The sequence below is a fragment of the Nostoc sp. 106C genome, assembly GCF_002154725.1.
In the GTDB taxonomy this organism is placed as follows: Bacteria; Cyanobacteriota; Cyanobacteriia; order Cyanobacteriales; family Nostocaceae; genus Aulosira.
In genome coordinates this window covers 15,410-27,728 of the sequence record NZ_MTAW01000017.1, presented here as the reverse complement: position 1 = coordinate 27,728, position 12,319 = coordinate 15,410, and the positions used below count along the sequence as shown (strand labels likewise).

The window sequence follows — 12,319 nt, the reverse complement described above, 5'->3', positions numbered from 1 at the left end:
GCTCAACTTTGGGCGTTAGTGGTGTGGTCGGTGCTACTGCTATTTTTTTAGGCTGGGGTGCTGTTGGTATGGTTGCAGATGCGAACTTTGTTTTTCGCGCTTTGGGTTGTTGAGGAGATAGATTTGGTAATTCCGCTTTCTGCTGCTTTGATTCTGGCTGGAATACCTTGAGGGGAGATAAGGCTGTTAAGCCAAAAGGACTCTGAAGCGAGGCTTTATGTGCCGCTCTATTAGCTGACTTCACAGCAGAAATAGGTCTTTGAGGTAAAGCTTTACCACCCGCAATTGAATTTTTAGTAGCCCGGAATGAGGTTTTTGGGGGTATGTGCGTTTCATTGGGAGAAACTTCAACTACCTCAATTGGAATCTCTTGCTGAGGCTTAGGCACAAAAGCTCTGAGCCAATATATGCTCCCTATTAATACAATAGAGTGCAGCAGGATGGAACTAACCAGACCTTGGAGCATCTGTGCTGGGCGCACGCTCCGATAACGCTGAAATTCATGAGAAAAAGCCATGTTATTGTGCTTTCGCGTGATAGATAACAGCCTCAGTAGTCTATTTCCATTCTTACAAGTTTCTGTTGTTTACGGTTGCTTTGTTCAATCCTTGGCAGATCAGACCTTCCAATAACTTAAATCCTGCTTCAGGGATTGAAACTAATACCAATTCACGAAAATCCTGATACACATAAATTTTTGTAGGGGTTTAGCATTGCTCATTGGTGTCAACTTAAGCTCAAACGCTTATCCCACACACGTTTTACCCCACCCCTTAATCCCCTCCCCCGAAGTTTGCTCAACGGGGGGGAACCCCCGCACGCAACTTCTCTCCGCAGGCGGGGAGGGGAAGTTTTGGCTTTAGACAAAACTGGGGTGGGGTGACGAGGATCGTAATGGTAGGTGAGTGAATACAAAATCACGTTTTAACAAGGGTTTCACGTTAAGTTGACACGTATGAGCAATGCTAAACCCTGAAGCGCGTATTTGTATCATTATTAAGGTGAAATGGTATAACAGCGAGGGTAGCTTGCCGCCTTTGGCAATGGCCACCATATTCTCTGCATAGGGTTGAAAAAATCTAAATGCTTGCCTGGTTGCGATCGCAATTTTGCAGTCATTACAACGCAAAAGTGTTGAGTGGTAATGGCTCAGTGAACCCTTTAGTACAAGCGATTGTAAGCCTTTTCTTAAAATATTTTCTTACGCCAGTCTGGATCAGCCCTCTGCTGTTCCACAATCAGGACAGTATTGGGTATGAGCAATGAAGTTTTTTAAGGGCGATCACCTGATACCGCAAACTCAAGCCAAGACAAATCCAAACATCACCCGATCGCCCTCACCTGCCTCAGAATTTTTCGCTTTCCTACTGGCATTACCTCCTGCTATTTTTAATTGATTGAATTTACGTAATATTATTGAGAAGATTTAGTTAAGCTCGTTTACCAATAGAAAATGCCGGACGTTCAGACATGCGTTTGACATAATCCAATACGGCTGGATAAGAACTCAGATCTAGCTTCAGCAGAAGTAAACTATAACTTAGAATAGATCCCACGGCTACATCAGCAGCACTAAATTCATTACCTAGTAAAAAAGGTTGCTGCTCGAAAATGTTATTCAAGGGAGTTAACAAACGAGGCATTTCCTGTTCTCTATTCTCTTCTCCAAAAATGCCAGGGCCCAAAGTAGCATTGGCAAACAATACCCACTGATACAACACACCACGCAACTCCGGTGAAAGTGGTGTTTTGCCATATTTATCGGCAAGATACAACAAAATTGCTCCTGATTCCCAAATCTGGAAGTCCCCATCCACTATTGCTGGAACTTTGCCCATTGGGTTAATTTTCAAATACTCAGACTTACGATGTTCACCTGATTGCATATCCAGGAGCACAAATTCGTAGGGAATTCCCAATTCTTCTAAATACCACTCGATGATTGACGCACGACTACGAGTACCACCGTAAAGTTTCAGCATAATTACTTTAGATTCACGAACTTTGTGAGTATGGGAATGCTTTCTAATATTAACTTTTGCCTTGACCAAGCTACTATTGTGGTTCTCAATTACTTGTTTTTGTAACTGGGGGTAGAACTTGCGCTGTTACGCGATCGCCTGCTTGTCTCAACTGAAGTTTGGCAAGCAGGCTCCTGGTTACACGGCTATTCAGAAAGCTCTCAATCGCTTCATTGCTGAACTGATACCAATTCCAGGAAAAAATGAGACAGATGCGTAGTAGCGCGTCAACCGTAAAACGTTGGGTTCAAAAAATCTAGAAAATCCCAAACAATAAAAATAGTCTCTGATGATTCAACCCAACATTTTAGACTTGCCGCCTACTACATCCACTAATGGAAACATTGGCATTCAGTTCACATCTGACGTGCTAAACCTCCAGGCATATTGTATGGCTGGAGGTTTCTTAGTTTTAAAGCGGAATCCTCGGCATCACCTTGATACTCATCATCGGGTAGTTTCCACTAACTGGATCGACGCCTGTAGTTGGCTCATCTAGCAATAGAATCGGGGGGTTGTGAATCAAGGTGCAGCACAGAGCCAGCTTTTGCTTCATGCCAGCGGAGAGTCTTCCAGCTAAACGATTTTAGGACTTACGCACTCGTGACGAAAAACTAAGCCTTTGCGATTACTTCGCTTCGCTCGTAATGACGTACAATCGTAGTTCTTGCGTAAGTCTTGGATTTTTGAATCGTGCCAGCTCGAGCAAACCAAGATAGCGCGCTGCGGATTTTGAAGTCGGCATCATTCACCTCGCGCAAACCTGCTGCATACCGCAGATTTTCCCAAATACTCATATCTTGGTAGAGGCTGAAGCGTTAACTCAAATAACCCATTTGCAGACGTACATCATCTTCTAATTATCGAGCAATCAGTTTGCAACTAATTGCCAATACGCTCTAACTCTAGATCGTGCCAAGAAGTAGGATCTTCCAATGGTTCCAAGTGTGTTGTCACGCTGGTTGAAGGCAATGCGTTAATGATGGCTAGCTCAATCTCCTCACACAAATCATGTCCTTGTTGAACTGTCCAAGCTCCGGGTACAAGAACATGGAAAGAAACAAAGCGGCGCGTTCCAGCAATGCGGGTTCGCAGCGCATGGAATTGGAGGCCTTGACTTTGGTATCCGTTGAGAATTGTGGAAATTACGTCAATTTCTTCTTTGGGCAAAGCAGTATCCAGTAACCCTGAACCAGTTTCTCGTAACAAACGAAATCCTGTCCACACAATATTTGCTGCTACTACCAGTGCAATAATTGGGTCAATAACTAGAGCGCCTGTGACCTTGACTAGAAGGATTCCAACTACCACTCCTGCTGAAGTCCATACATCAGTAAACAAGTGGTGAGCATCAGCCCTGAGCGTAATCGAACGTAACCGTCGTCCTGCACGCAGTAAGATCGAGGCAACAATGCCGTTGACTGCTGTTGCCAACAGCGAGATTGCTAATCCCAATCCAAGCTGTGCTAAAGGTTCTGGATGCAACAAGCGCCCCCAAGCTTCAATGGCGATGATGATTGCAGCCACTACAATCAACATGCCTTCTGCGCCACTAGAAAAGTATTCAGCTTTAGAATGCCCAAAGGCGTGTTCTGCATCTGCTGGTTTGGCAGCATAAGTTAATGCCCACAATGCCACCAGTGCGGCTATGAGATTTACACATGACTCAATGGCATCTGAAAGTAGGCCTACTGAACCAGTCAGCAGATAAGCCCCAAACTTCAAGACAATTGTGGCGATCGCGGCAGCAATCGACAAGAAAGCGTAGGAGCGAGCTGTTCGACCACTCATTTAGGTTAAACGGCAAATATTCAGAGCTAATAGTAACAAATCTTGCTTTAACCTTCATCATCCTTGAGATAACTACGGAGCTATTCCAATCGTAAATTAAGAATAAATTACTAACTAGTAGCTTGCCCTTGCTTGTGTTTTCACCGCTGTTGTCTTAGCAATGTTATTGGCCTAGCAATATCAGCAAGGGTAGTGAAGCGATCAAAACACAAGTCAGGCGATCGCGCTGGACGATGTTCAAGGAGAAGCACAACACAAGACAAAGGTGTATCCCCTAACCGTTTAGTAGCTACTTTAGTATCGGGGTTGAGTTCAACTCAGCCGGAGACTTACTCCTACGACTCATCAGCAGGCAGTGCTGGGCAATATCTGTTACTCCCTCGGTAAGGGATTGTACCAGCGATCGCTGGGGAAGAGTAGTTGATCTGATTCAGGTGGGCCCCATGTATTTGGCTCATATTCGTAAACGGGTGTGACGCTATCAAGAATTGACTGGACAATCCGCCATTCCTCTTCCACCGTATCTTCGCGCACAAACAAGGTGGGATCGCCCCGCATCGCATCACCCAATAGACGTTCATAGGGTTCCATCTCGTCCCCGCCTCCGTAAAAAGCCAACAGTTCAACAGCAGAGCCAATCATATCTTCGCCGGGGATTTTAGTGCGCGCACCCAGCCCGACGATTACCTCCGGATCTAGTAGAAACCGAACATAATGAGTGTTTTCTTTTCCCCCTTCCCGGAACACATCTAGAGGTGGACACTTGAGCTTGACCATCACCTCAGTGGTCTTCACAGGCAATTTCTTCCCAGCGCGGATGTAGATGGGAACTCCTGACCACCGCCAAGTATTAATAAATAGCCGCACGGCAACAAAAGTTTCTACTTGGGATTGGGGAGAAACACCTTCTTCATCGCGGTAACCGCGAAATTGACCGCGAATAATGTCATTGGGTTGTAGTGGAAGTATAGCTTTGAGAATACGCTCTTTTTCATCCCGGATAGCATCAGGAGCGTTACTGGCGGGTGCGTCCATGCAAACTGAAGCCAATACTTGCAGCATATGGTTTTCCACCACATCCCGAATCGCACCAGTCTCCTCATAAAAGTGCCCCCGTCCTTGAATGCCAAAGTTTTCTGCCATGACAATCTGGATGCTTTCAACATAGTTACGATTCCAGATTGGTTCGAGAAACGAGTTAGCAAACCGAAAATATAGTAAATTCAGCAGTGGTTCTTTGCCCAGATAATGGTCGATGCGATAGATAGAAGATTCGGGAAAAACCGATGCCAGAATTTGGTTTAACTCGCGTGCCGATCGCAAATCCCGGCCAAATGGTTTTTCAATCACTACGCGGGCATTTTTAGCACAACCTGATTTGCCCAATCCTTCCACTACTTGTGCAAACAGGCTAGGCGGAATTGCCAGATAGTAGAGAGGACGAGTGGCATTACCCAGAGCTTGACGTAATTTTTCGTAAGTTTCTGCTTTGTTGTAGTCACCAGAGACGTACTGAAGCAATGAGGAAAGTTGATCAAATGCTGCTTTATTTACACCGCCATGATGTTCCAAGCTATCACGTGCCCTTTCCCTAAGTTGATCCGTCGTCCAAGGTCGTCCGGCAACACCAATCACCGGCACATTAAGATTACCCCGCCTCACCATTGCTTGAAGGCTGGGAAAGATTTTCTTGTATGCCAGGTCACCTGTTGCCCCGAAAAATACCAGTGCGTCTGAATGAAGAGTTTCCATGACGAACCTCTTGAGGAATTAGCTTTTTGATGATGGCCGCCAAACTGACAGCGCATGGCTGACAACAGTTTATCAGCAAAATCTGCTTTATTACGGGAGCTAAAGCGAGCAAACAATGCTGGACTTAACACAGGAGGCGATACAGATTTGTTGATCGTGGCGATCGCTTAAAGAGCGACCTTTAATAGTTTTTTTACATAAAAATTCCGTATCAGGAAAATTACTATGCTGATCTTAGGGCGAACGCATCTTAATTGCTAATAAAAATCGGAAAGTAAATTCAAATATGTAAAATAAAGCCAATTAACTCAGATAAATAGTGATTCCAAATCAAAGTATAAGTTTCGAGAGCAAAAGCTTATAGTTGCTCATCAAGATCTAAATTTAAATCAATATTAGTAGTAGCAGAAAGTTAGCAACATTAATTATCTGGCTGCAATCCTAACTATCAAAGTAGTTGCAGCCAGATTCAATTTCCTATGAAACTAGATTTAAAACAAGGAAAGTAATCGAGTTAAATATTGATTATCCATCGCAGCTAGAAATTGTTTGTTTTTTACTCCTACCTTCAACCGTGTCTCTTTACCTAAAAGATTAACTGCAATGTGGCGCAGAACTGCAAAATTTTGTGGTGCGTTATCTTTTCTTATGCGACAGTTATCTTCGTTTAAAGTAATTATTCTCATTCTGAGAATAGGTGTATAGTTTGAGTTATGCCAGATTATCCTCTCAAGAGTTGCTCTATGATTGCTCTACCTGGTATTGCCATCCAAGACAAGATCTACGAAAGTTCTAATTCTCTAGTTTATCGGGGCATCAGAGACGATGGAGTAGGGATAATTGTAAAAATACTCAAGCAAGATTATCCCTCACCTCAAGAACTAACCCGCTACAGACAAGAATATAAAATTACCCGTTCCCTTAACTTGGAAGGAGTGATTAAGGCATACAGCCAGCAGGATTATCAACGTACTCTGGTGATTCTTTTAGAAGATTTTGGGGGAGAGTCCCTAGAGCAATGGATGCACAAGCGTCCAGATATTTTCTGCCCGATGCCTTTATCGAATTTTCTAAATTTTGCGATCGCCCTTTGCGATATTCTAGGCAGAATCCATGCAGCCAATGTCATTCATAAAGATATCAACCCGGGAAACATAGTTCTCAATCCTGATACTGGCGTTATCAAAATTATTGACTTTGGAATTGCCACCCAATTTAACCGCACGAATCCGACTTTCAAGAACCCTCATGTTTTAGAAGGAACCCTCGCCTACCTGTCTCCAGAGCAAACAGGGCGGATGAACCGTTTGCTCGATTACCGGACTGATTTCTACTCGCTGGGCGTGACATTTTACGAACTGCTCACCGGACAACTACCATTTCCCACCACAGACGTGCTAGAGCTAGTTCATGGTCATATTGCCAAACATCCTATTCCGCCTCATGAAATCAATAAAACGATTCCCAAGCCAGTTTCAGATATCATTCTCAAACTAATGGCGAAAAATGCTGAAAATCGCTATCAAAGTGCCTGGGGCATCAAAGCAGATTTAGAAATCTGTGCTGAACAATTAAAAGAAATTGGTCAAATCTCTAGCATTCAACTGGGGCTTCAAGACGTTTGCGATCGCTTTCAAATTCCCCAAAAACTGTATGGACGGGATCAGGAAATTGCAATGTTACTGGCGGCGTTCGACCGTGTAGCTTGTCCAGATTCAAATCCCGTTTCGGCTTTACCAAACAATTCAGAAACAACTTCACAAACCCAACAAACCAGCAACCCAAAATTCCAAGTTGAGATGATGTTGGTATCTGGCTTTGCTGGTATTGGCAAATCTGCGTTGGTGCAGGAAATTTATAAACCAATCACCCAAAAGCGTGGCTATTTTATCTGGGGAAAATTCGATCAATTTCAGCGCAATATTCCCTACAGTGCGATCGCGGTTGCCCTGCAAAAATTGGTACGGCAATTACTGAGTGAGCCAGACGAGTATGTGCAACAGTGGCGAGATCGCCTGCTAACGGCTCTGGGAAACAACGCACAAATCATTATTGATGTCATCCCAGAAGTTGAATTGATTATTGGCACGCAGCCGCCTGTACCGTCCGTTGGAGCAACTGAAGCTCAAAATCGCTTTCATCGGGTTTTTGGACAATTTGTGCGGGTGTTTTGTTCAAAAGAACATCCCCTGGCGATCTTCTTAGATGATTTGCAATGGATAGACTCAGCAACGCTGAATTTAATTGAGTTGATGCTGCTGGATGAGCAAGCCCAATCGCTATTTTTGATTGGAGCTTATCGAGATAATGAAGTGAAGCCAACGCATCCATTAGCATTAATGCTAGAGAGACTGCGAAAAAAAGGGGTAGTACTTCAGGAAATTACCCTAACACCATTAACGCTCTTGCCGTTGAGTCAGTTGATTGCCGAGACGCTGCATCAGAATGCAGATATCGTTCGTCCCTTAGCTGAGTTAGTTTTGCGTAAAACTGAGGGCAATCCGTTCTTTGTCAATGAATTTTTGAGGACGCTATATAGCGAAAATTTATTGATTTTTGATGCACAAAACTTATGCTGGGAATGGAACATAGCTGATATTCAAGCCCAGGATATTACCGATAATGTGGTGGAGTTGCTACTGATCCAATTAAATAAATTACCAGAAAACACACAGCAAATTCTCCAGTTAGCAGCTTGTATTGGTGCTGAATTTAATTTAGATACTCTATCAATTGTTTGCGATAAACCACCTGAAACGGTTTTTCAAGATTTACTAGCAGCCATACAACTTGGATTAATTCAACCACTATCTGAATTAGATGAAAACTTGTTAATTCAAGAGTATAAGTTCTTGCACGATCGCGTCCAGCAAGCTGCTTATGCCTTAATCGATGAATCCAAAAAACAGGTGGTTCATCTGCAAATCGGTCGCAATCTGCTGGAAAAAACTTTGCCAGAGGAGTTATCAGAGCGGCTGTTTGAAATTGTCGATCATCTCAATTTAGGGGTTGATCTCGTCTCTGGGCAGGAACGAAACAGCATTGCCAGACTCAACTTAATGGCAGCCCAAAAAGCTAAAGCGGCAACTGCCTACAGTGCAGCTTTGAAGTATGCGCTCGCAGGCATCGAGTTACTCGCAACCGATAGTTGGCAACAGCAGTATGACCTGAGTTTGATTCTCCATGAAGAAGCCGCAGAAACTGCCTATCTATCCGGTGACTTTCTGGCGATGGAGCAATGGGTTGCTATTGTTTTGCAAGCAGCCAGAACCATTTTAGATGAAGTGAAAGTTCATGAGGTCATAATCAAAACCTATGTAGCACAAACTCGCAAGTTAGACGCGATTAAAGTCGGGTTGCAAGTGTTGGCAAAACTAGGGCTGAACCTACCACAATCACCTACAGAATTCCAGATTCAACAAGCACTAAAAGAAACGACAGAAGTTCTGCAAGGAAGAAATATTCAAGATTTAGTGCATTTACCTTTAATGACAGATGCCAGTAAATTGGCAGCCATGCGGATTATTTCAAATATCGCTTCTCCTGCTTTTCAGGCTGCACCTGCACTGTTTTGGCTGATGGCCTGCGAGCAAGTCAAGTTATCGATTCAATATGGCAATGCACCCACTTCTGCGGTTGCCTATTCTTGTTATGGAGTCGTACTCACCGCAGCAACTCAGGATGTAGAGAAAGCTCATCAGTTGGGTCAACTCGCCCTTAACCTTGTGGAATGGCTGAATGCGAAAGAACTTAAAAGCAAAACCTTTCTAATTGTTGCGGAAGGCATCAGCTTTGGCAAGTCCCATTTTAGGGAGATTGTACCCCTATTGCAGGAAGGTTACTCCAGCGGAGTAGAAACGGGAGATTTCGGATTTGCAGGTTTAGCGGCTTACCAAAAATGTGAATATTTATATTTCAGTGGATTAGAACTGACTCAATTAGAACGGGAAATGGAGAATTACAGCCATGCGATCGCCCAATTGAAGCAGGAAACTTGCTTGAATTACCATCAAATCTTTTGGCAGGCAGTACTGAACTTACAAGGACAGGTTAATAACCCCTGCTGTTTACAAGGCGTTGCTTATAATGAGCTACAGGGATTGAACCGCTATTTAGCAAACAATGATTCTCTGGGATTTCAATATTTCTATATCAACAAACTGATCCTCTGCTATCTATTTGGGCAGTTTATTCAAGCGTTAAAGAGTGCAAATGCGGCTGAGGGGTATCTCAAAGGTGCGCCAGGGCAAGTAACGATGCCACTGTTCTGCTTTTATGACTCTTTGGTGCGACTAGCAATTTATTCATCTGTCCCTGATTCAGAACAAAAAGTATTATTCCTTAACGTGAGCAGCAACCAGGAAAAAATGCACAAATGGGCGTGTCATGCGCCTATGAATTTTCTGCATAAATATCATTTAGTCGAGGCAGAAAAAGCGCGAGTTTTAGGTCAGTTGCATGAGGCAGAAAAATTCTACGAACAAGCGATTCAAGGAGCCAGAGAAAACGGATATATTCAGGAAGAAGCCTTAGCTTACGAATTAGCTGCTAAACATTATCTGGCGCGAGGTTTGGAAAAATTTGCCCAGCTATATATGAAGGAAGCTCACTACTGCTATGAACGGTGGGGCGCAACGGCAAAGGTCAGGAATTTGGAGGCTCATTATCCTCAGTTTTTTCCTCAATCAACAAGTGTGAGTTCCACACCAATCCAAACTACTGCTGGAACTACCTCTAATACCTCTCATGTTGCTCTCGATTTAGCAACAATAATGAAAGCATCCCAAGCGATTTCCAGTGAGATTGAACTGGAACAACTGCTCCACACCTTAATGCAGATCCTCATTGAGAATGCTGGAGCGCAAACCGGATGTTTGCTTTTAGAAAACGCAGGAGAATGGGCGATCGAAGCGACCTGTGAACTGGTTGATGGCGCACAGACCTGTGCAACTAAAGTGCTGCAATCGACTTCCATCGCAAATCGTTTACCTGAATCGATCGTTCATTATGTGATTCGGACTCATGAATCGGTCATTCTCAATGATGCTACTCGTGAAGGTAATTTTATCAACGATCCCTATATTCAAAATCACCAGACTCAATCAGTCTTTTGTTTACCGTTGCTCAATCAAAGCAAGCTCATCGGTGTGTTGTATCTAGAAAATAAATTGGCATCTGGGGCATTTACACCAGAGCGATCCCAAATTCTCAGCCTACTTTCTACGCAGGCAGCAATTGCGATCGAAAATGCCAAACTCTATGCAAAGCTTCAAGCAAGCGAAAGCAGAATGGCTCAATTTCTAGAAGCAGTTCCAGTAGGCATTGGCATCGTTAATGCAGAGGGTCGCCCTTATTACGCCAATCAACGGGGCATTCAACTCACGGGTAAAGGGATCGATCCTGCTGTGCCGCCGGAGCAAATCTCAGAGGCTTATCAATTTTATGTGACCGGAGAGGATCGAATCTATCCCACTGAAAAACTGCCAGTTATCCGGGCGTTGAGCGGCGAATCCACCACCGTTGATGATATAGAAATTCGCCAAAATAACGCAACAATTCCAGTTGAGGTTTGGGGTACTCCAGTCTTTGACGAACAGGGCAAGGTAGCTTATGCGATTGTAGCCTTTCAAGATATCACTGAACGCAAACAAGCAGAGAAACTATTAGCTGATTACAACCAAACCTTAGAACAGCAAATTACTGAGCGGACTTTGCTGCTTTGGCAGGAGATTGAAGAGCGCCAACGAGTGGAGAATGCCTTGCGACAAAGTGAAGAGCAACGCAGGCTGACGATGGACTTCACGCACATTGGTAGTTGCAACTGGAATATCACCGAGAACAAAGTAGATTGGAACGACAATTATGCTCGATTGCTGGGGTTAGTTCCCAGTGAAGTTGAGAGTAGCTATCAGGTATGGCGCGATCGCGTTTATCCAGAAGATATTAATCGGGTTGAGCAAGCGGTTACAACCGCTCTAGCAACTCATACTGATTTTGAAGCTGAATACCGAGTGATTTACCCAGATAATAGTATTCACTGGCTCGTTGGCAGAGGTCGAGGCATTTATAACGAAGCCGGACAGCCAGTGCAAATGTTGGGGATAATTCTAGATATTAGCGATCGCAAACGAGCTGAGCAAGCTTCAATTCTGGAAGAACGCAACCGGATAGCGCGAGAAATTCATGATACACTAGCTCAATCTTTCACAGGTATTCTACTTCAGGTTGGAGCAGCAACACAAGTACTGGCGGATGACCCAAAAGCAACCCAAGTACATCTGGAAATGATTGAGGAACTAGCACGTGCTGGACTAGCAGGGGCACGGCGATCCGTATCAGCACTCCGTCCGCAGCTACTAGAAGAAGGTAATTTAGAGAGTGCCTTGCATCGTATTGTGGCTCAAATGCGATCAACGACCGACACCGCTTTGATTTGCGAAACTCACGGTACAGCCTATTTCTTACCAACCGAAGTGGAGAATAACCTACTCAGAATTGGGCAGGAAGCATTAACCAATGCGATTAAATACGCTGATGCCAGCGAAATTCGGGTTGAGTTAGCCTACAACGAGACACAGTGTATCTTACGGGTTAAAGACAATGGCAGGGGCTTTGGAGTAGGTAGCATTCCTTTGAGCGGTGGGTTTGGCTTATTAGGAATGAGCGAACGGGCAGAGCGCATTGGCGCACAACTAACAATTCAAAGCCAACCGGGTCAAGGAACAGAAATTATTGTCGCTATCAATCGACAGTGA

The 12,319-nt window shown here is 44.1% G+C and carries 8 protein-coding genes and 2 pseudogenes; 4 read left to right on the top strand and 6 right to left on the bottom strand.

The window, feature by feature from the left end:
- On the bottom strand, nt 1–388 hold a 388-nt coding region (locus BV375_RS00940; RefSeq protein WP_143841924.1), incomplete at its 3' end, for a hypothetical protein.
- An 874-nt stretch (nt 389–1,262) separates the two neighbouring features.
- Here BV375_RS00940 and BV375_RS38560 point away from each other — a divergent pair.
- Nucleotides 1,263–1,397: a hypothetical protein gene (locus BV375_RS38560; protein ID WP_279432885.1), complete on the top strand. Its 135-nt coding sequence runs from the start codon at nt 1,263–1,265 to the stop codon at nt 1,395–1,397.
- Nucleotides 1,398–1,430: 33 nt separating this feature from the next.
- Here the strand turns inward: BV375_RS38560 and BV375_RS00935 are convergent, their stop codons facing one another.
- A complete protein-coding gene (locus BV375_RS00935; RefSeq protein WP_086756317.1) occupies nt 1,431–1,982 on the bottom strand; it encodes a glutathione S-transferase family protein in 552 nt (183 codons plus the stop codon).
- A 328-nt stretch (nt 1,983–2,310) separates the two neighbouring features.
- Between BV375_RS00935 and BV375_RS35685 the strand changes: the two genes are divergently transcribed.
- Nucleotides 2,311–2,520, top strand: coding sequence for a hypothetical protein (locus BV375_RS35685; protein WP_134075765.1), 210 nt, complete (start codon nt 2,311–2,313; stop codon nt 2,518–2,520).
- Here BV375_RS35685 and BV375_RS00930 read toward each other — a convergent pair.
- Both BV375_RS00930 and BV375_RS00925 read right to left on the bottom strand, forming a co-directional pair.
- Nucleotides 2,485–2,607 (bottom strand): annotated as a pseudogene (locus BV375_RS00930) (ATP-binding cassette domain-containing protein); the annotation flags it as partial. The gene BV375_RS35685 and the pseudogene BV375_RS00930 sit on opposite strands and share 36 nt — an antisense overlap.
- A 296-nt stretch (nt 2,608–2,903) precedes the next feature.
- The gene (locus BV375_RS00925) at nt 2,904–3,812 is read right to left on the bottom strand and encodes a cation diffusion facilitator family transporter (protein ID WP_086756315.1); all 909 of its coding nucleotides are present in this window, start codon (nt 3,810–3,812) and stop codon (nt 2,904–2,906) included.
- 192 nt (nt 3,813–4,004) lie between these two features.
- Between BV375_RS00925 and BV375_RS35680 the strand changes: the two genes are divergently transcribed.
- Nucleotides 4,005–4,199, top strand: coding sequence for a hypothetical protein (locus BV375_RS35680; RefSeq protein ID WP_134075763.1), 195 nt, complete (start codon nt 4,005–4,007; stop codon nt 4,197–4,199).
- Here BV375_RS35680 and zwf read toward each other — a convergent pair.
- Nucleotides 4,185–5,564, bottom strand: coding sequence for a glucose-6-phosphate dehydrogenase (gene zwf / locus BV375_RS00920; RefSeq protein ID WP_086756313.1), 1,380 nt, complete (start codon nt 5,562–5,564; stop codon nt 4,185–4,187). The two genes, BV375_RS35680 and zwf, sit on opposite strands and share 15 nt — an antisense overlap.
- Nucleotides 5,565–6,055: 491 nt before the next feature.
- A pseudogene (locus BV375_RS00915) lies at nt 6,056–6,229 on the bottom strand (ISAs1 family transposase); the annotation flags it as partial.
- 48 nt (nt 6,230–6,277) lie between these two features.
- Here BV375_RS00915 and BV375_RS00910 point away from each other — a divergent pair.
- Nucleotides 6,278–12,319, top strand: coding sequence for an AAA family ATPase (locus tag BV375_RS00910; protein WP_339376781.1), 6,042 nt, complete (start codon nt 6,278–6,280; stop codon nt 12,317–12,319).

What these genes read in the sequence shown, in the direction of transcription:
- BV375_RS38560 (WP_279432885.1), top strand. Translation starts at nt 1,263, where the DNA reads ATGAAGTTTTTTAAGGGCGATCACCTGATACCGCAAACTCAAGCCAAG.
- BV375_RS00935 (WP_086756317.1), bottom strand. Translation starts at nt 1,982, where the DNA reads ATGCTGAAACTTTACGGTGGTACTCGTAGTCGTGCGTCAATCATCGAG.
- BV375_RS35685 (WP_134075765.1), top strand. Translation starts at nt 2,311, where the DNA reads ATGATTCAACCCAACATTTTAGACTTGCCGCCTACTACATCCACTAAT.
- BV375_RS00925 (WP_086756315.1), bottom strand. Translation starts at nt 3,812, where the DNA reads ATGAGTGGTCGAACAGCTCGCTCCTACGCTTTCTTGTCGATTGCTGCC.
- zwf (WP_086756313.1), bottom strand. Translation starts at nt 5,564, where the DNA reads ATGGAAACTCTTCATTCAGACGCACTGGTATTTTTCGGGGCAACAGGT.
- BV375_RS00910 (WP_339376781.1), top strand. Translation starts at nt 6,278, where the DNA reads ATGCCAGATTATCCTCTCAAGAGTTGCTCTATGATTGCTCTACCTGGT.